The following is a 22,405-nucleotide window of genomic DNA, read 5'->3' as shown; positions in this document are numbered from 1 at the left end:
AAGGCGGCGGGATGAACGATGTCGCAAACGCAGCCCAAAGCTGGAAAGTCACCCTGCCCTGCACCCGCGCCGAAGCCGAGGCGCTGGATGGAGAAATCGCTGCTTTCGCGATGATGGAGCATCCGCCGGTGCTGATGACCAGCGAGGCGGAACCGGACGACGAAAACGCCTGGCAACTCGACGCCTATTTCGAAGGCAAGCCCAGCCCCGCGGCGATCAAACTGCTGCGCACGCTGGTACCCAGCGCCGCGCGCGTGAAGCCGGTCGTGGAAGCCCTGCCGGACGAAGATTGGGTGACGCTGAGCCAGCAGGGGCTGGAGCCGGTGACCGCCGGCCGCTTCCATGTCCGCAACATCGCCAACGACCCCGAACTTCCGGGCCATGTCAATCTGCTGATCGAGGCGGGCCGCGCCTTTGGCACCGGCCAGCATGAAACGACCGCCGGCTGCCTTGCCATGCTCGACCGGATGCGCCGGGTCGGCATGCGGTTCCGCCATGTTGCCGATATCGGCACCGGCACCGGCCTGCTCGCATTCGCCGCGCTACATCTGTGGCCCCGCGCCCATGCGATCGCGTCGGATATCGACGCCGTCGCGGTGGAAATCACCGCCGACAACGCGCGGACCAATGGCGTGAAGCTGGGCGACGGACCGGGCCGACTGGCGCTGGTGACGGCGGCCGGCGGCAATCATCCCGCGCTGATCGGCCGGGCACCCTACGACCTGCTGATCGCCAATATCCTGGCCGGGCCGCTGATCGAACTGGCGCCCGCTTTGTGCGCGCTGGTCGAGGAAGGTGGCAGCATCGTGCTCGCCGGTCTACTTAACGAACAGGCCGATGCGGTGATCGCCGCCTATCGCGCGCAGGGCATGCGCCTGGCCGAGCGCAGCGACCGGGGCGACTGGCCAACGCTGCGCCTGCGCAAGCGGCCGGTCATCGGCTGGAAACGGCCCCGGCGTATCGATAGTGCCGCGCGTGGCGAAGCGCCCGGTTTCGGCAGCATCTGAAGGAATAGAGCATGAGCATCACCCGCACCGTCATCGTCCAGGACATCGCCGGCGCGCCGTTCGAGCATGTCCTGGTGGCAGACAGCACCGCAACGCCGCGCCCCGGCATCCTGCTCTTCCCCAATGTACTGGGCACCAAGGAAGCCGATTTCGCCTATGCCGAGAAGGTCGCGGCGCTGGGCTATACGGTGCTGGTCGCGGATATGTTCGGGCAAGGCAAGCGCACCACGCGGGCCGACGCCAATCCGGCGCTCTACATGAATGAACTGAACGCCGACCGCGCGCTGCTGCGTGATCGGGTGATTGCGGCCCATGCCCTGCTCAAGGGGCTGGAAACGGTCGACGCTACGCAGACCGCGGCGATCGGCTTTTGCTTCGGCGGCAAATGCGTGCTCGACCTTGCCCGCTCCGGCGCGGACATATCCGGCGGCGTCAGCTTCCACGGCGTCTATGAAGCCCCGCCCTTCCCCAATGCGACGATCGGCGCGAAGCTGCTCATCTGCCATGGCTGGGACGACCCGATCGCCCCGCCCGAAGCCACGGTCGGACTGGCGAAGGAACTGACTCAAGCGGGCTGCGACTGGCAAATCCACGCCTATGGCCATACCGGCCACGCCTTCACCGACGAAGCGGTCAACATGCCGGAAAAGGGGCTGGCCTACAGCCCGGACGCCGACCGCCGCAGCTTCCGCGCGATGAAGGATTTTCTGAGCGACCTGTTCAGCTGAACCCGATCGTCAGCGCGTGGGGATACGCCGCGCGCTGGCGACATGATGGGCGTGGGTAATCGCCACGGCAAGCGCATCGGACGCATCCGGCCCGGCGATCTTTGCGCCGGGCAGCAGGCGTTGCACCATGGCATGCACCTGATCCTTCGATGCATTGCCGACGCCCACGACCGATTTCTTGACCAGACGGGCAGCATATTCGCCCACTTCCATGCCCGCTCGCGAGGCGTTGAGCAGGATGACGCCGCGCGCCTGCCCCAGTTTCAGCGTCGATTGCGGGTTCACATTGACGAACACCTCCTCGACCGCCGCGCCATCGGGCTTATGCTCAAGGATGAGGTCGGTCAGCGCAAGATCGAGCGCCAGCAGCCGCGTCGCCAGCGACATGGCGCTGTCGGTCTTGATCTGGCCATTGCCGATATGGGTCAGCCGATTACCGTCCGCGGCAATCAGCCCCCAGCCGGTAGTGCCAAGGCCAGGATCAAGGCCGAGAAGAATCATAAGGAAAATATCCGTTCGCTTCGAGCGAAGTCGAGAAGCATTGCGCTTGCCGTGCCTCGACTATGCTCGACACGAACGGAAGCAGGCATGTCAGCCCAGCTTCTCCATCACTTCGTCGGAGACTTCATAATTGCCCCAGACGGTCTGGACGTCGTCATCATCTTCCAGCGTGTCGACCAGCTTCATCAGCGTGGCGGCGTTGCTTTCGTCAACTTCGACAGTGGTGGTGGGCTTCCACGCCAGCTTCGCGCCGTCGGCCGCGCCCAGCGTGACTTCCAGCGCCTTGGCGACTTCGTGGAGCGCGTCCATCGCGGTCCAGATTTCATGCTCGTCCTCATTGGACGACACATCCTCCGCACCCGCTTCCAGCGCTGCTTCGAAAATGGCTTCGGCGTCGCCCGCGCTGGCGGGATAAGTGATGAGGCCAAGGCGATCGAAACCATGGCTCACCGCACCCGACGCGCCCAGATTGCCGCCATTCTTGGAAAAGGCGGTGCGCACGTTGGTCGCGGTGCGGTTGCGATTGTCGGTCAGCGCTTCGACGATGATGGCGGTGCCGCCGGGGCCATAGCCCTCATAGCGCACTTCTTCGTAATTTTCGGTGTCGCCCTTGCTCGCCTTGTCGATGGCGCGCTGGATATTGTCCTTGGGCATGGACTGCGCCTTGGCGGCGTTGACCGCCAGACGCAGGCGCGGGTTCATGTCCACATCGGGCATGCCCATCTTGGCCGCGACGGTGATTTCGCGGCTCAGCTTGGAGAACATCGAGGAGCGCTTCTTGTCCTGCGCGCCCTTGCGATGCATGATATTCTTGAATTTGGAATGGCCTGCCATGGTCCTGAATTCTTATCTGCCGTTGAAATATGATGGGCGCCCTTACACCAGCGCCCGCCCAAAGGGCAACCGCCAGCGCAAAAACGCCGCCCTCCGCCGGACTTTGCAGGATCAGTAGAGGATCGCGGTGCCCGAAGCCGACACCATCAGCATCGACCCGTTGGAGCCGATCACCTCATAGTCGAGGTCCACGCCGACCACGGCATTGGCGCCCATCGTCGCAGCGCGCGTGCGCATTTCGCTGATCGCCTGTTCGCGGGCGCGTTGCAGCACATCCTCATAAGCGCCCGATCGCCCGCCCACGATATCGCGGACGCTGGCGAACAGGTCGCGGAACAGGTTGGCACCCACGATCACCTCGCCGGTGACAATGCCGAGATATTCCTTCGCCGGTCGCCCTTCCAGACGGCTGGTAGTGCTGACGATGATCTCGGACATGAGCGCTTCTCCTCTTCTGAAAGCGATTATAGCGAACTAAGATGATTCTACCTTGGGCGGGAGATAAACATGAACAAGAAAGAGGCCAGTTTCTTTCGGACCCTGTCAGAAGACGTATTTCAAGCGCTGCAACGCCTTACCGATAAATCTAATGAATCAGACCGCCGCAATGCTTTGAGGACGATCATATCTGCAACTGAAGGCCTCACTTGGATTTGCCGCACACACGTACAATCCATCGCTGAGGATATGGAAACCATCTCTCCAATCGAGCGCATAGCGCTATCTGAAGTAGCTGTTTCTGTGAGTGAAACTGGAAGGCTCAGCAGGCAAGTCAAACACCTCAGCATGATTGCCGCCATCCGCCTGACCACCAATGTCGCACAGTCTATTTCACCCAACATTCATATAGATTTTGGTAGAATTGAATGGGAAAATTTGAAGTGCGCCATCAAGGTTAGGAACAGGGTAACCCACCCTAAAATTAGTACTGATCTCATGGTGTCCGATCAGGACATTGAGATCGCAAAATCAGGATTTTTCTGGTTCGCAACCTTTGCGGCCGATGTGATGGAAGCAATCACCAAAGAATATTCTATTTACGTTAAGGGGGTCGCCGATGTGGTTGATGACCTCATCAAGGGCGACCCCGAAACGCTTGCAATGTACCGCAAAGCGGTAGCCGAAAGCGAAGATTAACGCTTATTCCATTCCCAGCGCGGACAGATAGGTCTGGAGGATCGCTTCCATTTCCTGCCGGTCATGCGGCTGCATTTTCCGCAGGCGAATGATCTGGCGCATGATCTTGCCGTCATAGCCGGTCGCCTTGGCTTCCAGATAGACGTCCTTGATATCGTCGCCAATGCCCTTCTTTTCCTCTTCCAGCCGCTCGATGCGCTCGATGAAAAGACGTAGCTGATCGGCTGCGACGTTGCCCTCGCTCATGGGAATCTCCGTATCGTTGTGAAAATGTGAATCAGGTTGGCGGACGCCTCTAATGATTGTCCGCGTTCTTCGCCACACTCTCCTGCATCTTTGCGATCTGCTGAGGCGTGGCTTCGCCCTGATGCCGTTCCTTCCACTCCGCAAAGGGCATGCCGTGGATGATTTCGCGCGCCTGATCGCTCGTCAAACCCCCGTCCGCCTCCGCAATCCAGTCGGCCAGGCAGTTGCGGCAAAAGCCGGCGCTGCCCATCAGGTCGACATTCTGAACGTCCGTCCGGTACTGCAAATGCGCGACCAGTCGGCGGAAGGCGGTTGCAGCAACGTCATCCGTGAGTATGCTGTCGGTCATCGGCGCGAGAAACCCTTTCGCTGAAACTACATCATCCTGTCGTGCAGCATGGATAACGCATAACCCCGCCCCGGCAAACCGGGAGCGATCATGACGCTCAGGAGAAGACATGACGAAGTTACCGCCCCGCTCTCGCAAGGTTCGCATCCTGGCGACCCTTGGTCCTGCGAGCGACACGCCCGAGATGATCCGGGCGCTGTTCGTCGCCGGGGCCGATGCCTTCCGCATCAATATGAGCCATGGCGCGCATGAGGATCATGCCGCGCGCATCGCCAGCATCCGCGCGCTGGAGAAGGAATTTGCCCGCCCGACCACCATATTGGGCGACCTGCAAGGGCCAAAGCTGCGCGTCGGCACGTTCGAGAAGGGGCTGGCGATCCTGGAAACCGGCGCGAAATTCGTGTTGGACCGGGACGAGACGCCGGGCGACGCCCGCCGCGTCAACCTGCCCCATCCCGAAATCTATGCCGCCCTTGTGCCTGAAACACGGCTGTTGCTGGACGATGGCAAGCTGGTGCTGCGGGTGAAGACCGTGGCTGACGACCGGATCGAGACTGTCGTGGAAGTCGGCGGCACCCTGTCCAACCGCAAGGGCGTCAACGTCCCCGACGTGGTGGTGCCGGTACCGGCCCTGACCGACAAGGACCGGCGCGACCTCAGCTTCGCCGTCGAGCAAGGCTGCGACTGGATTGCTTTGAGCTTCGTGCAGCGGCCCGAGGATCTGGCCGAGGCGCGCAAGCTGATGGGTGGCTATGGCGCATTGATGGCCAAGATCGAGAAGCCGTCGGCCGTGCAGCGGCTGGAGGAGATTATCGAACTGGCCGATGGCGTGATGGTGGCGCGTGGCGACCTGGGCGTGGAATTGCCGCCACAGGCCGTGCCCCCGCTCCAGAAGCAGATCGTCGCCACGGCGCGGCGCATGGGACGCCCGGTCGTAGTCGCGACCCAGATGCTCGAATCGATGATCAAGTCCCCCTCGCCGACCCGCGCCGAAGTGTCGGACGTGGCGACCGCAGTCTATGACGGGGCCGACGCGATCATGTTGTCGGCGGAGACGGCGGCGGGCGACTGGCCGGTCGAGGCGGTCGCGATGATGGACAGCATCGCCCATAGCGTCGAGCGCGATCCCGGCTATTTCGGCCGGCTGCACTATACCGAAACGCGCCCGGACCCGACCACGGCGGACGCGCTGGCCGAAAGCGCCGGCAATATCGTCGATGTCGTGGGCGCCAGCGCCATCACCTGCTTCACCTCGTCGGGCAGCACTGTGCGCCGCGTGGCCCGCGAACGGCCCTCCGCGCCGATTCTGGCGCTGACGCCGCGATCGGACACGGCGCGCAAGCTCGGCCTCACATGGGGCGTCCATGCGATCCGCACCAAGGATATCGGCAATTTCGAGGAAATGATCGGCAAGGCTCGCCGCATGGCATTGCGGCACGACATGGCCGAAAAGGGCGGCAAGATCGTCGTGCTGGCCGGCGTCCCCTTCGGCACGCCGGGGTCGACCAATGTGCTACATGTCGCAGCGGTGCGCGGCGACGAACTCAAGGGTCGCGACGAAGGCTGAACGATCACAACACTCCTCCGTTCGCTTCGAGCGAAGTCGAGAAGTGGGAGCACTACGCTGCCTCGTTTCTCGACACGCTCGAAACGAACGGAGGATGGATGATCCGATTCGCGCGAATCGCCTTCTCCGTTCATCCCGGACAAACGCAGAAAAGCGCCCGATCCACGACCGGGCGCTTTTCTGTGTACAAGACCTGCCCCCGAAGGGGCAGCATCCGCTATTAGCCCTGGCGGGCCTTGAAGCGGCGGTTGGTCTTGTTGATGACGTAGGTGCGGCCGCGACGACGGATCACGCGGTTGTCCCGGTGGCGTCCCTTGAGCGACTTGAGCGAGTTGCGGATCTTCATGGCTAGGCCCTTGATGGAATCTGAATTTGTTCGAAAATCGAAGCGCAGCCCCTATGGGCCGAACGGGGCAAAGTCAAGGGCGACAGCCGCTCTTTTGACTCTGTTCATCCTCCATGCAGCAAGTTCATGGCTTCACGCGTTGGAGGGGTTTATGCCCCCGGCACCGTCTATAGGACGATATAATAAGCCGAATGCCCGTTGGAGTTGAACCCATGTCGAAGCGCCTTCTTTTCCTCGCCGCCGTCGCCCTTCCCCTCGGCGCGTGCGCAACGGCCGCCCCGCGCGTGGAAGTGACGCGATTCCATATCGACAACCCGGCCCGGTCCGGAACCCTCGCGGTCGAGGAAATGCCCGGCAATCCGGACATCAGCCTGGAATTTCGCACCTATGCCGGGGCCGTGTCGCAGGAATTTCAGAGGGTCGGCTTCACCGCGGCGGAGGGCGCGCAGAGCGACTATGTCGCGCTGGTCAGCTTTAGCCGCACCTTCCGCCCGTCCGGCCCCGATCGCAGCAGCGACAAGCCGGTCAGCGTCGGCATGAGCGGCGGGATCGGCAGCGGCAGCGGTCGTCGGGGCGGTACATTTGGTGGCCTGGGCCTCGGCGTCGGCATCAACCTGTCGGGCAAGCCCAAGGATATCGTGACTACCGAACTGCATGTGCAGATTCGCCGTCGGTCCGATTCGGCCGCCATCTGGGAAGGACGCGCCTCGACTCAGGCGAAGCAGGGATCGCCCGCCGCCCAGCCCGCCGCAGCGGCGCAGAAACTGGCCGCATCGCTGATCGGGGGCTATCCCGGTGAATCGGGGCGCACTATAACCGTCAAATGACCATCAGCATCTCCAGCGGCTTCGACAGCGGCAATATTCGCACCCTTTCCATCGCGGATTCTCCCGCCGGCGTCCGCGCCGAGCTGGAGATCGTGACGGACCATCAGAGCGACTTTTATCAATGGTTCCATTTTCGCGTCGCCAATGCGGCAGGACGCGCCGTGGAACTGGCCATCGTCAATTGCGGCCAGTCGGCCTATCCCGACGGCTGGGCCGGCTATAGCGCCCGCGTCAGCGAAGACCGCGAAAACTGGCTGCTGGCCGACACCAGCTATGCCAGGGGCACGCTGACCATCCGGCTGGAGCCGGACAGCAATGCCGTCTGGGTCGCCTATTTTGCGCCCTATTCGATGGAGCGCCATCACGACCTGATCGCCTGGGCCGCCAGCCAGCCCGGCGTCGAGCATCGCGAACTGGGCTTGACGCTGGACGGCCAGCCGCTCGACCTGCTGACCATCGGCGACGGTCCCAAGCAGGTGTGGCTCTATGCCCGCCAGCATCCGGGCGAATCGATGGCGGAATGGTGGATGGAAGGCGCACTGGAGCGGCTGACTGACGAGGAAGACGCCGTCGCGCGTCTGCTACGGCAGAAGGCGACGATCCACCTCGTCCCGAACATGAACCCGGACGGCAGCCGTCGCGGCCATCTGCGAACCAATGCGGTGGGCGTGAACCTGAACCGCGAATGGCATGAGCCGACCGCCGACAAAAGCCCCGAAGTACTGATGGTTCGCGACGCGATGGACGCGACCGGCGTGGACTTCGCCATGGACGTGCATGGCGATGAGGCCATTCCCGCCGTGTTCATCGCCGGGTTCGAGGGCATTCCGTCGATCACCGACAAGCAGATCCAGCTTTACCATCGCTATCGCGACACGCTGGCCGCGCGCACGCCCGATTTCCAGACGCGACTCGGCTATCCGGTCGCCGGCGCGGGCAAGGCGAACCTGTCCATGTCCACCAACCAGGTGGCCGAGCGGTTCGGCGCGGTAGCGATGACGCTGGAAATGCCGTTCAAGGACAATGACGACCTGCCCGACGCCGATTTCGGCTGGTCCCCCGCCCGATCCATCCAGCTGGGCAAGGATTGCCTGGCCGTGCTGGCGGAGATGATCGAAGATATTTGAATCTGAGGCAAACCGCCTTCCACCACCTCCGTTCGCCCTGAGCCTGTCGAAGGGCGAACGGAGGTGGGTGGCGCGCGTCACTGCCAGTCGAAGGGCAACGGCGCTTCCCGAAAGGCGAAGCGGTCGAGATGGTCGGCAACCACCTTCTTGAACATCTCGACATCCGCGTCGGGGTTCGGTTCCAGTACGACCACCAGCGCGTCCGGCTGGGCGGTCATGCGGATCGGCCCCATCGGGAAGGCAATCTCGCCCTGTTCGGGGTCGAAATTGACCTCGAACTTGTGGCTCCAATGTTTGCAAAGCTGCTGAAGGTAGCGGCTGCCGTTGGTGGTCGGGACAGTTGCGGTCAGGGTCATGTTCAGAGCCTTTCGATCTTGGTGACGGCTTCGTCGATCAGGGCGGCGACGTCGAACATGGTCTGGTTATCCGCCCCTTCCTTTTCAAGGCGTTGCTGGATCGCGAAGCGCAAATTGTGCATCGCGCGGCGCACCGGCCCGCCATCGACCCGCTCGGCCTTCTGCGCCAGTGACGCCAGCCGCTCCAGCGCCAGGTCGAGCGCCGCCTTGCGCTCCTCGATCTGCGCACGACCCGCGTCGGTGATGGCGAAGCGCTTGCGGCTGCCTTCGCTCGGTTCTTCGGCGATCAGGTCCATGTCCGACAACAGGGTCAGCGTGGGATAGACAACGCCGGGGCTGGGCGCATAGGCCTCGCCCGACAGCGCCTCGATCGCGCGGATCAGTTCATAGCCATGGCGGGGTTCGTCCGCGATCAGCTTCAGCAGGATCAGCCGCAGCGTCTCATTGTCGAACAGGCGCCGGCGACCACCGCCGCCGCGCCCGCCCCGACCGCCGCCGCGCGGGCCTTCCTCGCCAAAGGGATCGCCACCACCGAACGGGCCACCATGGCCCCGGCCAAAGCCGCCGGGGAAAGCGAAGCGGCCCATACCAGCTGAGTGCCCATGCAGGCCGCGATGATGGCCGCCATGGCGACCGTGGAAATTGCGGGGGTTACGCATCATTTGCTCTTTCATATATGTCATGATGCTTTGCGATATATCTTAAAAATTCCCATCGTCAAGAGTTACGATACATCTTAGTTGTATCAAAATATCTCAGAGGTTGGAAAAATCGATCGGCGCGTGCCGGTCCAATGTGCGGCTCTGATCTTCCAGCGGATATTTGAGGCCGCTCGCGCAGTTGAACAGCACCGCCCGCTCGTCCCGGCCGATCAACCCTTCATCCAGCGCGCGTTGATAGGCGGCCAGCGTCGCCCCGCCCTCCGGGCAGAGCAGCAGCCCATCGTCGCGCGCGACATCGCGCACCGCCGCCGCGATCGCCGCGTCCGACACCGCCAGTGCCGCGCCGCCGCTGTCCCGCACCGCGCGCAGGATCAGGAAATCGCCGACCGCCTTAGGCACCCGAATACCCATCGCGATGGTCTGCGCATCCTCCCAGCGCTCGGCAAATTCCACGCCCTGCTCGAAGGCGCGGACCATCGGCGCGCAGCCTTCGGCCTGCACCGCGAACATCTTGGGGCGTTTGGAACCGATGAAGCCGATCTTCTCAAGTTCGTCGAACGCCTTCCACATGCCGATCAGGCCGGTGCCGCCGCCGGTGGGATAGAAGATCGCGTCGGGCAGTTCCCAGCCCAACTGCTCGGCCAGTTCGAGGCCCATCGTCTTCTTGCCCTCGATCCGATAAGGCTCTTTCAGTGTCGAGAAGTCGAACCAGCCGCGTTCCTTGACGCCCTGCCCCACGATCGCCCCGCAATCGTCGATATAACCGTTGACACGATAGACCCGCGCGCCCTGCGCCGCGATCTCGCGCACATTCACTTCGGGCGTGTCGGCCGGGCAGAAGATCACCGATTCCATGCCCGCAACCGCCGCATAGGCAGCCAGTGCCGCGCCGGCATTGCCGTTGGTCGGCATCGCCACCCGGGTCACGCCCAGTTCCTTGGCCATCGACACAGCCATAACGAGGCCGCGCGCCTTGAAGGAGGCGGTCGGCAACCGCCCTTCATCCTTGGCGAGCAGATGCGCGCCACCAAGTCGCGCTGCCGTGCGCGGCAGCGGGATCAGCGGCGTCGCATTTTCGCCAAGGTTCACGATGTTTGATGTCTGCCGCACCGGCAGCAACTCACGCCAGCGCCACAAGTCCATTGGCCGCGCGGCCAGCGCTTCCTTGGTCAGCGTGGCCCGCACGCCATCCAGATCATAGCGCGCCAGCAGCGGCTTCCCCGCCGCCGACAGCCCATGCAGCCGATCCGCCTCATAATGCTCGCCAGTCAGCGAACATTCGAGATGGGTGACGAAGGTCGGACGGTCGGTGGTGAGGTTGAGGTCGTGGCGCATGAAAATCCCGTTCGTTCCAAGCCTGTCTTTTTCCCGTCCCTCTCAAAAGAAGGAACAGGGCTTCGACAGGCTCAGCCCGAACGGGTTGAGAAGGTTAGTCCGGCTTCTTTGCCACGCTGACCATGGCAGGACGCAGCAGGCGGTCCTTGATCATGTAGCCGGCCTGCATTTCCATGATGATCGTGCCCGGCGCGGCGTCGGCCGACGGGACTTCCATCATCGCCTGATGCTTGTTGGGGTCGAGCGGCTGGCCGACCGACTCCAGCTTGGTAATGCCGTTGCGGCCGAACACGCTGTCCAGTTCGCGGCCGGTGGCTTCCAGACCGACGACCAGGCTCTTGAACTTGTCGTCCTCGCGCAGGTCGGCGGGGATGGTCGCCAGCGCGCGGCTGAGATTGTCGGCCACCGACAGGATATCGCGGGCGAAGGCGGTCGATGCATAGGCGCGCGCATCGGCCAGCTCCTTTTCCAGCCGGCGGCGCACATTCTGCGTGTCGGCATGGGCGTAGAGAATATCCTGCTTGGCGGTGGCGAGTTCCGCCTCCAGCGCGGCGATCTTCTCGGCCGCGGCATCGCCGGCGGGCGCAGCGTCTTCCGGCAGCGCGTCCACGACTTCGGTGTTTTCGATATTGTCTGTGTTCTCGGTCATCTCATCAATCTCGACAGCGTCTGTGCAGTGAAGTCCACCATGGGGATCACCCGCGCATAGTTCAAGCGCGTGGGGCCGATCACGCCGACCACGCCGACGACCCGGCCGTCCGCGCCACGGTAGGGGGCGGCTATGACGGAAGACCCCGACAGGGAAAAGAGCTTGTTTTCCGAGCCGATGAAGATTTTGGTCGCGCTGCCCGCCAATGCGCCGCGCAGCAGGTCCAATATTTCCTGCTTGCCTTCCAGCTGCTCCAGCAATTGCCGCGCCCGTTCCAGGTCGGCAGCGGCGCTGTCGTCCAGCAGGTGCGACTGGCCACGCACGATCAGCACCGGCCGGTCGTCGGCATCATGCGACCAGATGGCCAGCCCCCGCGCCGCCAGGTCGCGCGCGCTATGGTCGAGCGCGTGCCGCTCCGCCTCCATCTCCCGCGCCAGCGCCTCGCCCGCCTGCCGCAAGGTGAGGCCGCCAAAGCGCGCCGACATGAAATTGGCCGCTTCGTTGAGCGCAATCGGGCTGACGCCTTCGGGAAGGTCCAGCACGCGGTTCTCGACCGACCCGTCCTGCCCGACCAGCACCGCGAGCGCCTGCCGCGCATTGAGCGGCACGAAGCCGAACTGGCGGAGCACCGGCTCCCGCTTGGGCACCATGACGATACCGGCGCAGGCGGACAGTCCGGAAAGCGTCGCGGTGGCGGCGGACAGCGCTTCCTCGATCGGTCCGCTTTCATATACGCCCGCTTCGATCGCGCGGCGCTCTTCCGGAGACGGCTCAGCCGCCTGCATCATGCCATCGACGAACAGGCGCAGCCCCGTCTCGGTCGGCATCCGCCCGGCGGAGGTATGCGGCGCGGCAAGCAGGCCCAGTTCCTCCAGATCCTGCATGACATTGCGGATCGACGCCGGCGACAGGCTCAGCGAAGCCATCTTGCTGATGGTGCGCGATCCCACCGGCATGCCGGTGCCCAGATAGCTTTCAACCACCAGGCGAAAGACATCGCGCGCGCGATCATTCAGTTCGGATATGGGCGTGACCGACATGCGCCTTATCTAGGCAAGACGGCGGACAGGCTCAAGGCCGCAGGCACAATCAGGGTGCGACCGCTTTCGGGTTTAGCATATGCTGCACGTCCAGGATCTTGGGCACCGACGCGATCGCCACGCGCAGCTTGCCATAGCGCGGGTCCATGCAGCCCGACTGGAAATCCAGCCGCGTCGGCTGCTGCCCCGGCCGGCTCCATTCGACGCTGTAGCCCGGCATGTCCGTAGCGAAGCGGGTGCAGCTTTTCTGGTCGATCTTCTGTACCGTGCCGGCCGCGGGCCGATGCGGCGCCAGCGTCGCCAGCAGCTTGCGATATTGCACCCGGCTGATGGTGAAACGGGTCGGCCCCGGCACCGATGTAAAGCGTTCCGGCGTCAGCAGGCCCGCGCCATCGGGCGACACCTGCACCGTATAGGCCGGACAGGCGCCGAAGCAGCGCCCGGCGGTGAAGCGGATCACATCGCCCGGCGCCTTGGGCGGCTCCAGCCCTTCCTGCTCTGCCATGCACCCGGTCAATGCGAACAGCCCGGCGGCGACCCAGATTTTTATCGTCATAACCCCTCATATCGTCCAATTTGCGCTCTGGACACTGGCAAGTCGCCCCGCCGACCGCTAAGCGGCGCTTTAAGTGCGCCTTTCGGCGCATTGGCGGCATCTGCTGCCCATCGAACGCTTCGGAGTAGAAATTATGCGTCCTTCCGGCCGCGCGCCCGACCAGATGCGCGACATCACCATGGAACCCGGCTTCACCATCCACGCGGAAGGGTCTTGCCTCATCAGCTTCGGCGATACGCGCGTGCTGTGCACCGCGTCGATCGAGGAAAAGGTGCCGCCGTTCCTGCGCGGCAAGGGATCGGGCTGGGTTACGGCCGAATATGGCATGCTGCCCCGCGCCACCCATACTCGCGGCAGCCGTGAAGCGGCCAAGGGCAAGCAGTCGGGACGCACCCAGGAAATCCAGCGCCTGATCGGCCGCTCGCTGCGCACGGTCGTGGACCTGAAGAAGCTGGGCGAACGCCAGATCGTGATCGATTGCGACGTGATCCAGGCCGATGGCGGCACCCGCACCGCCGCGATTTCCGGCAGTTGGGTCGCGCTCCGCATCGCCGTCGACAAGCTGCTGGCATCGGGCGCGCTGACGCAAGACCCGATCATCCAGAAGGTCGCGGCGATCAGCTGCGGCATCTATAACGGCACCCCGGTCCTCGACCTCGATTATGCCGAGGACAGCAATGCCGAAACCGACGCCAACCTGATCCTGACCGGCGACGGCAAGTTCGCCGAAGTGCAGGCGACGGCCGAGGGTGCGGCCTATGACGAGGAAGAACTGCTCCGCCTGCTCCGCCTCGCCCGCATCGGCTGCGCCAAGATCTTTGCTGCGCAGGATGTGGCGACGGGACGGTAAAACACTAACGTCACCCCGGGCTTGACCCGGGGTCCCGCTTTCTTTTGACTGGCGCAAAGAAGAAGCGGGATCCCGGCGCAAGGCCGGGATGACGAATATATAATAAGGGTAGAAAATGAGCGACGATTTCGGACAGGAACAGGCGATCCGCAAGCTGAAGCCGGGCAAGCTGGTGATCGCCAGCCATAATCCCGGCAAGGTGCGGGAAATCGCCGCCCTGCTCGGCCCATTCGGGATCGAGCCGATTTCCGCCGCGTCGCTCGACCTGCCCGAACCGGAGGAGACCGGCACCACCTTCATCGCCAATGCGGAACTGAAGGCGATGCAGGCGGCCGACCTTTCCGGCCTCCCCGCGCTCGCCGACGACAGCGGCCTGTGCGTGGAAGCGCTGGGCGGTGATCCCGGCCTGTTTTCCGCGCGCTGGGCCGGACCGACCAAGGATTTCGACATGGCGATGCAGTTGGTGTGGGACGGCGTGCAGGCCAAGGGGCCGGACGCCAGCCACAGCGCCCACTTCATCTGCGCCCTCGCCCTCGCCTGGCCCGACGGCCATGTCGAAGCGTTCGAAGGGCGGATCGACGGCACTCTGGTCTGGCCGCCACGCGGTCAGAACGGCTTTGGCTATGACGCCATGTTCCAGCCGCTAGGCCACACCATCAGCTTCGGCGAGATGGACCCGGACGCCAAGCACGCCATGAGCCACCGCGCCAAGGCGTTCGAGCAACTGGTCGCGGCGGTCATCTAAGAACGCAGGATAACTTCAAGTCGGATCGTCATTGCGAGCGCAGCGCAGCAATGACGGCGCGGGTCAACCCTAACTCGCCGGCACCGGCTTCAGCTTCGCCTGCCCGATATGCCAGCGCAACTGGGCGAGCGTGGCGCCGTCCACATCATTGACGCGACGCAGGACATAATCGCCCACGAAGCGCTGGCGCGTCCCATCCTGTAGCTGGGAATCGACCGTCACCGGCACCGTCTGGTAGATGGAGCCCGCGCCGGCATCCCCCGGCTCCAGCTTGCCGATCGTCACGCGGGTCGAGCGGGTGCCGGCAAAACCGGACTGGAACTGGTCGAAACTCTGACCCGGCCGGCCATCCTCGCCCCATTGCGCCCAGGCAGTGCCATAGTCGCGCGCGTTGAGCGCCGAATAATAAAGCTGCACCACCGCGACGGCCGCCGCGATGCTCCTGGGCGCGGGATCGCATCCCTGCATCGGTTCGCCCTTGCCGTCGAACAAGGCGCAACTGCGGGCAATTTCATCCTCGATCATGGCGCAGCTATTGGCGGCGTTGCAAGGTGGCCGGGTCGCGGGTGAGACATTGCGACAGATGGCGACGCGCTTCGCCGCTGCCGCTGCGCCGATATCGGCGGCGCAGGACAAGGGCTCCGCACTGGTGCTGTCAGCCACCTGCGCAGCATCGGGCATCGGAGTTTCAGAGACACTATTATTGCCCGGCATTTTCACTTCAGGGGCAGATACATTGCCGTCCGCAACCTCGCCTGCCTTTTGCTCCGGCCGGGACGGCGCCTCACAGGCACTGAGCGCCAGCAACGCGCAGCCCGAAATGATCCATGCATATGGCTTGCGGCGCATGCTCTTCTCCTCTGGCGGTCCTGCCTGCTCAATGCCCGCCACCGGGAGAAATATCCATCGCTGCCTATGGGCCGACGCTGGCGACCTGCGTTTGCGCCATCGGCGCTGGATCGGCCGGGTCGAGCGGCCCCTTGCCAAATTCATTCCCCGCCGGGAAATAGCGGCAGACCAGATAATCGGCATTCGCCCCTTCCCCCAGCGCGCAGCCGATCTTGCGCGTACCCCGCCAGATCATCTGGGTATAATGGCCGACATCCTGCCAGCGCCCGGTGCTGCTCATGTCGGGCAGCTTGCCCGCGATCCGGGTCAGCCGCTTCTCCTCCAGAAACGACCCGACCATGGCCTGATAGGCAAAGAGGCGGGGCGACCCCATCCACAGATTCTCGCCACTGGGTATGGCGCGGTCGACGCGCGGCGAATGACGGAACAGACCGCTACGCGCCATATCATCGGCATAGCGGGCCGCATCGGCCGCCAGCGCTTCGTCCCAGTCCAGCAGTGGCAGGCCGAGCGAGGCGCGCTCCCCATTATGCGCTTCGAGCATGACGGTCCGCAGCAAGGCCTTGCCGCGCGGCGCTTCCTCCATGCCATAATAAGCGGGCGGCATGGCCGTGCCGGCGGCGACGGACGCGGTCGGTGCGGCACGCTCCGACGCCGCCTGTGCACCCGTCGCACCGAGCGTGAGCGCCACCCATAGCGAAGCGCGCAAAAATTCTTTAGGGCTGCCCCCAGCCATGTCGTCTCTTAGCCCCCAACGCGTAACGGCTCCAGCCTCTGCCAGTGCCGACGCGCAAGCCTTATATATCCATTGGCCCTTTTGCGTATCCAAATGTCCCTACTGCGATTTTAACAGTCATGTCCGCGACGGCGTGGACATTGCCGCATGGGAAGCCGCGTTGCTGGCGGACATGGCGCATGAGGCGGCGCTGACGCCGGGCCGGCCGCTATCCTCCATCTTCTTCGGCGGCGGCACCCCGTCGCTAATGCCCCCCGCGCTGGTCGAAACGCTGATCGGCGCGGCGCAGCGCCATTGGGGCTTTACCCCGGACATAGAGATCACGCTGGAGGCCAATCCCAATTCGGTCGAAGCGGCGCGCTTTGCCGATCTGGCCGCCGCGGGGGTCAACCGCACCTCGCTCGGTCTTCAGGCGCTCGACAATCAGGCCCTCCTTTTCCTCGGCCGCGCCCATGACGTCAGCGAGGGACTGGCCGCGCTCGACACGGCGCAGCGGGTGTTCGACCGGGTAAGCTTCGACCTCATCTACGCCCGCCCCGACCAGAGCGAGGCGGATTGGGAGGCCGAACTGACGCGCGCCTTGTCGTTCGGCACCGGCCATTTGTCGCTTTATCAACTGACGATCGAGCCGGGCACCCGCTTTGCTACTTTGGTGGCGCAGGGTAAGCTGACGCCCGCCGATCCCGATCATGGCGCCACCCTTTATGAACTGACGCATGCGATGACCAATGCGGCGGGCATCCCCGCCTATGAGATCAGCAACCATGCCCGACCGGGGCAGGAGAGCCGCCATAATCTCGTCTACTGGCGCTATGGCGACTATGCCGGGATCGGGCCGGGGGCGCATGGGCGGCGTGGCGGCATGGCGACATTGCGGCACAAGAAGCCGGAAAACTGGATGGGCGCCGTAAGCCGCAACGGCCATGGCATCCAGAGCGAGGAGCCATTAGTGCCGGAGGACCGTGCGCGTGAAGCGCTGCTGATGGGATTGCGCCTCGGCGAAGGCGTGGACCTCGCCCGCATCGCTGCCCAGTCCGGCATCCGGGCGGACCGGCTGGTCGACGATCGGGCGATCGCCCAACTGACCGATCTTGGCCTCATCCGCCTGACCGGCGACCATTTGCAGGTGGCGCCGGCAGGGATGCTCCTGCTCGACGCCATTCTGCCGGAGGTGGTGGCGGTCTGAACAATCAGTTCCTGTCGCGATCCAGCGCCGCAATTTCATCATCGATGTCACGCAGAGCGTCGGCCTGATCCTTGGCGGGCATCCGGCTGTTGGCGATCTGAACCCGCGCATTCATCAGGCCACGCCGCGCCGCCAGCTTGCCCATGCGTTCGGCATAGGCACCATTGCGTTCCGCAACGGCAGCCTGTCGCTCGGCCAAAGCCTCAGCGCGGGCGGCCTGCCGTTCGGCCAGTGCTTCGGCCCGGCTGGCTTGCGCTTCTGCGCGGCGAGCCTGCGCTTCGATCGCGCTATTGCAAATGCGGATGCGGATCTGACGCTGGCCACTGGCATCCACCCATTCGCGGCGCGTTTGCATCTGGCCATTATGGCCATCGCACCCATCGCGAACATCGACATTCGGGACCATCCGCGCAATCTCGGCCTGCGTCGGGATGCGATGCGTTTCGACGCGACCATCGGCATGGGTGACGGTGATCCGGCCCTTTTCGCTGCGTACGATGGGCGGCGCCGGCGGTACGGGCGCAACCGGCGCGATCATATCGGCGGCGGGCACGATCGGTGCAGGCGGGGCCATGGGCGCAGGCGAGGGCCACGCGTCATCGCTCGCCTTTACGGCGGGGACGGCTGGAACCGCAGGCACGGCCGAAACAGCCGACACCGCGGCGGCGGCCGGTGCGCTGGCGGCGGCAGGCTGGGCCACCAGATCGGTCAGGCGGGCGAAGTCGGCGCCCTCCACCTTGTCGGTGATGCTAGCCATCTGCTGCGCGGCGCGGCTGCCCGATGCGGTGAGCGCCAGGCCAGCGGCGGTAACGATCGCGACGGCGGCCATGCCCCAGCTGATGCGCTGGAGCGAAATGTCATGGTTGGACAGCATTTTCAGCCTCCCCTTGAGCGTGGTGATACGGGTGAGATGGCAGGCGCCGGCAAATTGCCGACCGCCGGCCGCCTTCAATATGGCGCGACCATAGGCATGGGCCTGATCGCGGCCGTAGAGCGAAAGGACGCGGGCGTCGCAGGCGGTTTCCTGATCGGCGCGATAGGCGCGATAGGCGATCCAGGCGACCGGATTGCACCAGTGCACCGCCAGCAGCAGCAGCGCGACCATGTTGGCGGCCAGATCGCGCCGCTCATGATGCGCCCGTTCATGGGCGATCGCCATATCCTGTTCCTGCGCGTCATAGCGCAGGGCGAAATCGGCGGGCAGCACGATGTAGGGGCGCAGCACGCCGAAGGCGAGCGGACCGGACGCATGCGGGCTGGTGATGAGGCGGATGCGCCCTTCCTCCCCGATCGGGGTGGCGCCATCCAGCATATGACGGCGAAAACGGCTGTACCCCACGGCCTGCACGATCAGAAAGCCGATCATGCCGACAAACCAGAGCGACAGGCCAGCCTCCAGCCAGGGAAAGCCCTGCGCCGTGGCCACGACGGGCGCTGCGGGCGTCACGGCCAGCAGGTCGGGCAGGCCCGCCTGATCCACCGCCAGATGCAGCGGCGAAGGATCGACATCGTTCGGCAGCGCCGGCAGCAGCATCCGCGCGAGCGGCAGCGCCCAGAGCAGATAGGCCGCCCCCGCCCCCAGCCAGCGCGCCACCGGCCGCCGCAACATCATGACCAGCGCCATCAGCAGGGTGGTGGCGATCAGCGTTTCGGCCAGCCAGACGCTCATGATTTCAGCCCTTTCAGGATCGCCTCAAGCTCGGCGATATCGTCCGCCGTCAATTGATCCTGCTGCGCCAACTGGGCCACCAGCGGCGACACGCGCCCGCCGAACAGCCGGTTGACGAGACGCCCGGATTCACCCGCGACATAATCGTCGCGCGCCACCATCGGGCGATAGAGAAAGCGGCGCCCATCCTGATCGGCGGCGATGATATCCTTGGCCATCAGCCGCGACAGCAATGTCTTGACGGTCTGAAGGCTCCAGTCGCGTGTCGTCGCGACGCGATCGGCCACGTCATTGGCGGTCTGCGGCGCGGCTTCCCACAGCGCCTCCATCACCACCAGTTCCGCTTCGCTGATCTTCTCGCTCACGTCTTTTTACCCGACTCGATGTTTAACAACCACAGATGTAGTCGCATTGATTACAGATGTAGTCAATAGCCGTTCGAAGGTGGCAATCTTTGGGTCTATCCGTTGAAAAGGCGCAAAAATGTCGGAAATTTTGACAGATGGCGCTGGCGGGATCGACGCGTTAACCTTTGGAACCCGCAGCTTCCCGCGATCGCCCCAAATTGGCACGGCCATTGCGGCTTTAGTCGCGTTCCCACCGTTCAACTACCCGGGGGATGCAGGCAGGTCTCCGCAGGCATCCCCCACCCGGTGGCCCTCCCCCCATCCATCACAGCGACGCGACAGGCGAAGTTCATAGTGTCGTGCGGCTTTTGCGCCGGAAGCATTCGTGAAGCGCTCGCGAGGCTCTCGCAAAGCGTCACAGACGCGTCACGCACGCGACAGACGCGCGCCATCACGGCGACAACAGCGCACCACCCGCGCGCTCGCTCGTAACGGGCCGTGGGGGATCTGCGAAAGAATGAGGAAGGCTTCATCCCGCAGGATAGATCAGAGAAAATCCTACATTGGAAGGATGACAGCAGCTGTGTAACCAAAGTAAACATCGTCGCCCCGGGCTTGACCCGGGGCCCCGCTTTTCTGAAACTCGGATGATGGAGCGATCTCGAAAGGGCGGCTGGGTTTACATCATGGCCAACCGTTATCGCGGCACTATGTACGTGGGTGTAACAGCCGATTTGACTGCCCGCGTGAGCCAGCATCGCTCCGGCTCAGGGTCTGACTTCTGTTCCAAATATGCCTTGTTTCGCTTGGTATGGGCCGAGCGATGCGACGACATCATTTTGTGCATAGAGCAGGAGAAACGCGTCAAACGCTGGCGGCGAGAATGGAAATTTGAGCTGATAGAGCGAGGCAACCCAGAATGGCTCGACCTGTTTCACGTGCTACACTGAAATAGCGGGGCCCCGGGTCAAGCCCGGGGCGACGACCTGAGTGTAAATCAGCGTGCTCCCCAACAAAAAAGGCGGCCCGTTCCCGGACCGCCTTCCCTGTTATCTATCCGATCCCGCTCAGTTGGCGGCGGCAATGCCCTGATCGGCCATCAGCTGGCTCAGTTCGCCGGCCTCATACATTTCCATCATGATGTCGCTGCCGCCGACGAACTCGCCCTTCACATAAAGCTGGGGGATGGTGGGCCAGTCGGAGAAGGCCTTGATGCCCTGACGCACGGCCTGGTCCTGCAACACGTCGACCGTTTCATAGGTCACGCCCAGATGCTCCAGGATGGCGATGGCGCGGCTGGAAAAGCCGCACTGCGGGAAAAGCGGCGTGCCCTTCATGAAGAGCACCACGTCGCTGCCCTTGACGATCTCGGCGATCCGCTGCTGCACGGCGTCGGTCATGTGAAAATTTCCATTCCTGTCTGGCGCCCGGTCGCGGGCGCAAATATCTGGCCCGTTAGTTGGGAACGGCGGTGGTCAGTTGCAAGGCGTGAAGCACGCCCCCCATGCGCCCGCCGAGCGCGGCATAGACGGCGCGCTGCTGCGCCACCCGCGTCATCCCGCGAAAGCTTTCCGCCACAACTTTGGCCGCATAATGATCGCCATCGCCGGCCAGGTCGGTAATTTCGACCTGCGCATCGGGAATAGCGGCCTTTATCATGTCCGCAATATCGTCAGCCGCCATCGGCATCGTCGCGTGGTCCTTACTGCGCTTCGATGAACATGCGGCGGGCGATCACCGCCTGCTCGTCCAGCGCGGTGCGCACGCCGGCTTCGTCGATGTCGATGCCGGCCGAGGTCAAGTCGCCCAGCAGCTTGCGGATGACATCCTCATCGCCCGCTTCTTCGAAATCGGCCTGCACCACCGCCTTGGCATAAGCGTCGGTTTCTTCCGGCGTCAGGCCCATCTTCGCGGCAGCCCATTCGCCCAGCAGCCGATTGCGGCGCGCCTGGATGCGGAACTGCATTTCCTGATCATGGGCGAACATATTTTCGAACGCCTTTTCGCGATCGTCAAAGGTGGTCATGCGTCAAAGCCCTGTTGCAAGCGGTATCTGAACTAAGAGATAGGCAGAAGCGCGAAATTACGCAACGGCAGCGGGGACGATCCAGGGACGGTCCTGCGCAACTTTCGCTTCATAGCTGTCGATCACATCGCCCTGATCCAGCGTCAGGCCGATTTCGTCCAGGCCCCCGAGCAGGCAATGCTTGCGAAACGGGTCGATCTCGAAGGCGAAGCGATCCTGAAACTGGGTGGTGACGGACTGCGATTCCAGATCGACATGGATCGGGTCGGTCTTCGCCACTTCCAGCAGCCGGTCGACTGCCTCCTGCGGCAGCACTACGGTCAGGATGCCGTTCTTGAAGGCGTTGCCCGAGAAGATGTCCGAGAAGCTGGGCGCGATCACCACCTTGATGCCGAGGTCGCCAAGCGCCCAGGCGGCATGTTCGCGGCTGGAGCCGCAGCCGAAATTGTCGCCCGCGATCAGGATCGGACTGCCGGCATATTCGGGATCGTCGAAGACGTTACCCGGTTCCTTGCGCAACACTTCGAACGCGCCGCGCCCCAGGCCGTTGCGCGAAATGGTCTTCAGCCAATGCGCGGGGATGACGATGTCGGTGTCGACATTCTTCATCCCGAACGGATAGGCACGGCCGTCGACGGTCGTCAGCTTGTCCATCAGTGAACCTTCTTTACCTCAGCGGCCGGCGTGTCTTCGGCGCGGCCCAGGGTCGCGGCCATCGCCGCGCTCGCCA

The 22,405-nt window shown here is 63.9% G+C and carries 30 protein-coding genes; 10 read left to right on the top strand and 20 right to left on the bottom strand.

The window, feature by feature from the left end:
* The first annotated feature begins 11 nt into the window (after positions 1-11).
* Entirely contained in the window at positions 12-1,007 is a 996-nt protein-coding gene (locus tag ACNHGR_RS17755; protein WP_475287777.1) for a 50S ribosomal protein L11 methyltransferase, read from the top strand.
* An 11-nt stretch (positions 1,008-1,018) separates the two neighbouring features.
* Positions 1,019-1,735: a dienelactone hydrolase family protein gene (locus ACNHGR_RS17750; protein ID WP_475287776.1), complete on the top strand. Its 717-nt coding sequence runs from the start codon at positions 1,019-1,021 to the stop codon at positions 1,733-1,735.
* A gap of 9 nt (positions 1,736-1,744) precedes the next feature.
* Here the strand turns inward: ACNHGR_RS17750 and ruvC are convergent, their stop codons facing one another.
* From ruvC to ACNHGR_RS17735, 3 genes are all read right to left on the bottom strand, one after another.
* Positions 1,745-2,236, bottom strand: a complete 492-nt coding sequence (ruvC, locus tag ACNHGR_RS17745) for a crossover junction endodeoxyribonuclease RuvC (RefSeq protein WP_184269938.1) — start codon at positions 2,234-2,236, stop codon at positions 1,745-1,747.
* A 90-nt stretch (positions 2,237-2,326) separates the two neighbouring features.
* Positions 2,327-3,070 carry a YebC/PmpR family DNA-binding transcriptional regulator gene (locus ACNHGR_RS17740; RefSeq protein ID WP_475287774.1) on the bottom strand — a complete coding sequence of 248 codons (744 nt, stop codon included), beginning with the start codon at positions 3,068-3,070 and terminating at the stop codon, positions 2,327-2,329.
* 111 nt (positions 3,071-3,181) lie between these two features.
* Entirely contained in the window at positions 3,182-3,508 is a 327-nt protein-coding gene (locus ACNHGR_RS17735; protein ID WP_475287772.1) for a heavy metal-binding domain-containing protein, read from the bottom strand.
* A gap of 69 nt (positions 3,509-3,577) precedes the next feature.
* Between ACNHGR_RS17735 and ACNHGR_RS17730 the strand changes: the two genes are divergently transcribed.
* Positions 3,578-4,207 carry a hypothetical protein gene (locus ACNHGR_RS17730; RefSeq protein WP_475287770.1) on the top strand — a complete coding sequence of 210 codons (630 nt, stop codon included), beginning with the start codon at positions 3,578-3,580 and terminating at the stop codon, positions 4,205-4,207.
* Between the two features lie 3 nt (positions 4,208-4,210).
* On the opposite strand, the gene ACNHGR_RS17725 is transcribed toward ACNHGR_RS17730, so the two are convergent.
* The gene (locus ACNHGR_RS17725) at positions 4,211-4,453 is read right to left on the bottom strand and encodes a DUF2312 domain-containing protein (RefSeq protein ID WP_298395694.1); all 243 of its coding nucleotides are present in this window, start codon (positions 4,451-4,453) and stop codon (positions 4,211-4,213) included.
* Between the two features lie 49 nt (positions 4,454-4,502).
* Positions 4,503-4,802: a DUF1244 domain-containing protein gene (locus tag ACNHGR_RS17720; protein ID WP_475287769.1), complete on the bottom strand. Its 300-nt coding sequence runs from the start codon at positions 4,800-4,802 to the stop codon at positions 4,503-4,505.
* Between the two features lie 109 nt (positions 4,803-4,911).
* On the opposite strand from ACNHGR_RS17720, the gene pyk reads away from it, so the two are divergent.
* Positions 4,912-6,369 carry a pyruvate kinase gene (gene pyk, locus ACNHGR_RS17715; RefSeq protein WP_184269927.1) on the top strand — a complete coding sequence of 486 codons (1,458 nt, stop codon included), beginning with the start codon at positions 4,912-4,914 and terminating at the stop codon, positions 6,367-6,369.
* A 220-nt stretch (positions 6,370-6,589) separates the two neighbouring features.
* Here the strand turns inward: pyk and ykgO are convergent, their stop codons facing one another.
* Entirely contained in the window at positions 6,590-6,715 is a 126-nt protein-coding gene (gene ykgO, locus ACNHGR_RS17710; protein WP_004210176.1) for a type B 50S ribosomal protein L36, read from the bottom strand.
* 212 nt (positions 6,716-6,927) lie between these two features.
* Between ykgO and ACNHGR_RS17705 the strand changes: the two genes are divergently transcribed.
* Together ACNHGR_RS17705 and ACNHGR_RS17700 are read left to right on the top strand one after the other, a co-directional pair.
* The gene (locus ACNHGR_RS17705; protein WP_475287768.1) at positions 6,928-7,542 is read left to right on the top strand and encodes a hypothetical protein; all 615 of its coding nucleotides are present in this window, start codon (positions 6,928-6,930) and stop codon (positions 7,540-7,542) included.
* Positions 7,539-8,669 carry a M14 family metallopeptidase gene (locus ACNHGR_RS17700; protein WP_475287767.1) on the top strand — a complete coding sequence of 377 codons (1,131 nt, stop codon included), beginning with the start codon at positions 7,539-7,541 and terminating at the stop codon, positions 8,667-8,669. Before ACNHGR_RS17705 ends, ACNHGR_RS17700 begins: the two co-directional genes overlap by 4 nt.
* Positions 8,670-8,746: 77 nt before the next feature.
* Here the strand turns inward: ACNHGR_RS17700 and ACNHGR_RS17695 are convergent, their stop codons facing one another.
* The 6 genes from ACNHGR_RS17695 to ACNHGR_RS17670 all read right to left on the bottom strand — a co-directional run bounded on the left by ACNHGR_RS17695 (position 8,747) and on the right by ACNHGR_RS17670 (position 13,267).
* Complete coding sequence (locus ACNHGR_RS17695; protein ID WP_475287765.1) at positions 8,747-9,025, bottom strand: DUF2218 domain-containing protein; 279 nt, start codon at positions 9,023-9,025, stop codon at positions 8,747-8,749.
* A gap of 2 nt (positions 9,026-9,027) precedes the next feature.
* Positions 9,028-9,687: a PadR family transcriptional regulator gene (locus tag ACNHGR_RS17690; RefSeq protein ID WP_475287764.1), complete on the bottom strand. Its 660-nt coding sequence runs from the start codon at positions 9,685-9,687 to the stop codon at positions 9,028-9,030.
* Positions 9,688-9,780: 93 nt separating this feature from the next.
* Complete coding sequence (locus ACNHGR_RS17685; protein WP_475287763.1) at positions 9,781-11,022, bottom strand: threonine synthase; 1,242 nt, start codon at positions 11,020-11,022, stop codon at positions 9,781-9,783.
* Positions 11,023-11,116: 94 nt separating this feature from the next.
* Positions 11,117-11,671 (bottom strand): nucleotide exchange factor GrpE, encoded by a 555-nt coding sequence (gene grpE, locus ACNHGR_RS17680; protein WP_475287761.1) that lies wholly within the window; start codon positions 11,669-11,671, stop codon positions 11,117-11,119.
* A complete protein-coding gene (hrcA, locus tag ACNHGR_RS17675; RefSeq protein ID WP_475287760.1) occupies positions 11,668-12,711 on the bottom strand; it encodes a heat-inducible transcriptional repressor HrcA in 1,044 nt (347 codons plus the stop codon). Before hrcA ends, grpE begins: the two co-directional genes overlap by 4 nt.
* 49 nt (positions 12,712-12,760) lie before the next feature.
* Positions 12,761-13,267 (bottom strand): DUF6438 domain-containing protein, encoded by a 507-nt coding sequence (locus ACNHGR_RS17670; protein WP_184269913.1) that lies wholly within the window; start codon positions 13,265-13,267, stop codon positions 12,761-12,763.
* A 133-nt stretch (positions 13,268-13,400) separates the two neighbouring features.
* On the opposite strand from ACNHGR_RS17670, the gene rph reads away from it, so the two are divergent.
* Positions 13,401-14,117, top strand: a complete 717-nt coding sequence (gene rph / locus ACNHGR_RS17665) for a ribonuclease PH (protein WP_056683703.1) — start codon at positions 13,401-13,403, stop codon at positions 14,115-14,117.
* Between the two features lie 115 nt (positions 14,118-14,232).
* The gene (rdgB, locus tag ACNHGR_RS17660; protein WP_475287759.1) at positions 14,233-14,862 is read left to right on the top strand and encodes an RdgB/HAM1 family non-canonical purine NTP pyrophosphatase; all 630 of its coding nucleotides are present in this window, start codon (positions 14,233-14,235) and stop codon (positions 14,860-14,862) included.
* 69 nt (positions 14,863-14,931) lie between these two features.
* Here the strand turns inward: rdgB and ACNHGR_RS17655 are convergent, their stop codons facing one another.
* Together ACNHGR_RS17655 and ACNHGR_RS17650 are read right to left on the bottom strand one after the other, a co-directional pair.
* Positions 14,932-15,711, bottom strand: coding sequence for a hypothetical protein (locus ACNHGR_RS17655; RefSeq protein WP_475287757.1), 780 nt, complete (start codon positions 15,709-15,711; stop codon positions 14,932-14,934).
* A gap of 64 nt (positions 15,712-15,775) precedes the next feature.
* A complete protein-coding gene (locus ACNHGR_RS17650; RefSeq protein ID WP_475287756.1) occupies positions 15,776-16,447 on the bottom strand; it encodes a CAP domain-containing protein in 672 nt (223 codons plus the stop codon).
* Here ACNHGR_RS17650 and hemW point away from each other — a divergent pair.
* A complete protein-coding gene (gene hemW / locus ACNHGR_RS17645; protein WP_475287755.1) occupies positions 16,446-17,633 on the top strand; it encodes a radical SAM family heme chaperone HemW in 1,188 nt (395 codons plus the stop codon). The two genes, ACNHGR_RS17650 and hemW, sit on opposite strands and share 2 nt — an antisense overlap.
* A gap of 4 nt (positions 17,634-17,637) precedes the next feature.
* Here the strand turns inward: hemW and ACNHGR_RS17640 are convergent, their stop codons facing one another.
* Together ACNHGR_RS17640 and ACNHGR_RS17635 are read right to left on the bottom strand one after the other, a co-directional pair.
* Positions 17,638-19,302, bottom strand: a complete 1,665-nt coding sequence (locus ACNHGR_RS17640) for a M56 family metallopeptidase (RefSeq protein WP_475287754.1) — start codon at positions 19,300-19,302, stop codon at positions 17,638-17,640.
* Complete coding sequence (locus ACNHGR_RS17635; protein ID WP_184269899.1) at positions 19,299-19,667, bottom strand: BlaI/MecI/CopY family transcriptional regulator; 369 nt, start codon at positions 19,665-19,667, stop codon at positions 19,299-19,301. Before ACNHGR_RS17635 ends, ACNHGR_RS17640 begins: the two co-directional genes overlap by 4 nt.
* A gap of 632 nt (positions 19,668-20,299) precedes the next feature.
* Between ACNHGR_RS17635 and ACNHGR_RS17630 the strand changes: the two genes are divergently transcribed.
* Positions 20,300-20,599 (top strand): GIY-YIG nuclease family protein, encoded by a 300-nt coding sequence (locus tag ACNHGR_RS17630; protein ID WP_184272405.1) that lies wholly within the window; start codon positions 20,300-20,302, stop codon positions 20,597-20,599.
* Positions 20,600-20,716: 117 nt separating this feature from the next.
* Here ACNHGR_RS17630 and grxD read toward each other — a convergent pair whose 3' ends face one another.
* From grxD to leuD, 4 genes are read right to left on the bottom strand one after another with little or no spacing between them, the layout of a single operon-like run.
* Positions 20,717-21,049 carry a Grx4 family monothiol glutaredoxin gene (gene grxD, locus ACNHGR_RS17625; protein WP_184269897.1) on the bottom strand — a complete coding sequence of 111 codons (333 nt, stop codon included), beginning with the start codon at positions 21,047-21,049 and terminating at the stop codon, positions 20,717-20,719.
* 55 nt (positions 21,050-21,104) lie between these two features.
* Entirely contained in the window at positions 21,105-21,338 is a 234-nt protein-coding gene (locus ACNHGR_RS17620; protein WP_475287751.1) for a BolA/IbaG family iron-sulfur metabolism protein, read from the bottom strand.
* Positions 21,339-21,351: 13 nt separating this feature from the next.
* Complete coding sequence (locus ACNHGR_RS17615) at positions 21,352-21,675, bottom strand: DUF1476 domain-containing protein (protein WP_475287750.1); 324 nt, start codon at positions 21,673-21,675, stop codon at positions 21,352-21,354.
* Between the two features lie 57 nt (positions 21,676-21,732).
* Positions 21,733-22,329, bottom strand: a complete 597-nt coding sequence (gene leuD, locus ACNHGR_RS17610; RefSeq protein ID WP_184269891.1) for a 3-isopropylmalate dehydratase small subunit — start codon at positions 22,327-22,329, stop codon at positions 21,733-21,735.
* Between the last annotated feature and the right edge of the window lie 76 nt (positions 22,330-22,405).

This window comes from Sphingobium sp. RS1 (assembly GCF_056156825.1).
The sequence above is the reverse complement of the archived record's forward strand: the minus strand, read 5'-3'. Positions and strand labels throughout refer to the sequence as shown.

Coding starts and splice junctions, on each gene's coding strand:
- ACNHGR_RS17755 (WP_475287777.1), top strand. CDS start 12: ATGAACGATGTCGCAAACGCAGCCCAAAGCTGGAAAGTCACCCTGCCC.
- ACNHGR_RS17750 (WP_475287776.1), top strand. CDS start 1,019: ATGAGCATCACCCGCACCGTCATCGTCCAGGACATCGCCGGCGCGCCG.
- ruvC (WP_184269938.1), bottom strand. CDS start 2,236: ATGATTCTTCTCGGCCTTGATCCTGGCCTTGGCACTACCGGCTGGGGG.
- ACNHGR_RS17740 (WP_475287774.1), bottom strand. CDS start 3,070: ATGGCAGGCCATTCCAAATTCAAGAATATCATGCATCGCAAGGGCGCG.
- ACNHGR_RS17735 (WP_475287772.1), bottom strand. CDS start 3,508: ATGTCCGAGATCATCGTCAGCACTACCAGCCGTCTGGAAGGGCGACCG.
- ACNHGR_RS17730 (WP_475287770.1), top strand. CDS start 3,578: ATGAACAAGAAAGAGGCCAGTTTCTTTCGGACCCTGTCAGAAGACGTA.
- ACNHGR_RS17725 (WP_298395694.1), bottom strand. CDS start 4,453: ATGAGCGAGGGCAACGTCGCAGCCGATCAGCTACGTCTTTTCATCGAG.
- ACNHGR_RS17720 (WP_475287769.1), bottom strand. CDS start 4,802: ATGACCGACAGCATACTCACGGATGACGTTGCTGCAACCGCCTTCCGC.
- pyk (WP_184269927.1), top strand. CDS start 4,912: ATGACGAAGTTACCGCCCCGCTCTCGCAAGGTTCGCATCCTGGCGACC.
- ykgO (WP_004210176.1), bottom strand. CDS start 6,715: ATGAAGATCCGCAACTCGCTCAAGTCGCTCAAGGGACGCCACCGGGAC.
- ACNHGR_RS17705 (WP_475287768.1), top strand. CDS start 6,928: ATGTCGAAGCGCCTTCTTTTCCTCGCCGCCGTCGCCCTTCCCCTCGGC.
- ACNHGR_RS17700 (WP_475287767.1), top strand. CDS start 7,539: ATGACCATCAGCATCTCCAGCGGCTTCGACAGCGGCAATATTCGCACC.
- ACNHGR_RS17695 (WP_475287765.1), bottom strand. CDS start 9,025: ATGACCCTGACCGCAACTGTCCCGACCACCAACGGCAGCCGCTACCTT.
- ACNHGR_RS17690 (WP_475287764.1), bottom strand. CDS start 9,687: ATGATGCGTAACCCCCGCAATTTCCACGGTCGCCATGGCGGCCATCAT.
- ACNHGR_RS17685 (WP_475287763.1), bottom strand. CDS start 11,022: ATGCGCCACGACCTCAACCTCACCACCGACCGTCCGACCTTCGTCACC.
- grpE (WP_475287761.1), bottom strand. CDS start 11,671: ATGACCGAGAACACAGACAATATCGAAAACACCGAAGTCGTGGACGCG.
- hrcA (WP_475287760.1), bottom strand. CDS start 12,711: ATGTCGGTCACGCCCATATCCGAACTGAATGATCGCGCGCGCGATGTC.
- ACNHGR_RS17670 (WP_184269913.1), bottom strand. CDS start 13,267: ATGACGATAAAAATCTGGGTCGCCGCCGGGCTGTTCGCATTGACCGGG.
- rph (WP_056683703.1), top strand. CDS start 13,401: ATGCGTCCTTCCGGCCGCGCGCCCGACCAGATGCGCGACATCACCATG.
- rdgB (WP_475287759.1), top strand. CDS start 14,233: ATGAGCGACGATTTCGGACAGGAACAGGCGATCCGCAAGCTGAAGCCG.
- ACNHGR_RS17655 (WP_475287757.1), bottom strand. CDS start 15,711: ATGCGCCGCAAGCCATATGCATGGATCATTTCGGGCTGCGCGTTGCTG.
- hemW (WP_475287755.1), top strand. CDS start 16,446: ATGTCGTCTCTTAGCCCCCAACGCGTAACGGCTCCAGCCTCTGCCAGT.
- ACNHGR_RS17650 (WP_475287756.1), bottom strand. CDS start 16,447: ATGGCTGGGGGCAGCCCTAAAGAATTTTTGCGCGCTTCGCTATGGGTG.
- ACNHGR_RS17640 (WP_475287754.1), bottom strand. CDS start 19,302: ATGAGCGTCTGGCTGGCCGAAACGCTGATCGCCACCACCCTGCTGATG.
- ACNHGR_RS17630 (WP_184272405.1), top strand. CDS start 20,300: ATGGAGCGATCTCGAAAGGGCGGCTGGGTTTACATCATGGCCAACCGT.
- grxD (WP_184269897.1), bottom strand. CDS start 21,049: ATGACCGACGCCGTGCAGCAGCGGATCGCCGAGATCGTCAAGGGCAGC.
- ACNHGR_RS17620 (WP_475287751.1), bottom strand. CDS start 21,338: ATGCCGATGGCGGCTGACGATATTGCGGACATGATAAAGGCCGCTATT.
- ACNHGR_RS17615 (WP_475287750.1), bottom strand. CDS start 21,675: ATGACCACCTTTGACGATCGCGAAAAGGCGTTCGAAAATATGTTCGCC.
- leuD (WP_184269891.1), bottom strand. CDS start 22,329: ATGGACAAGCTGACGACCGTCGACGGCCGTGCCTATCCGTTCGGGATG.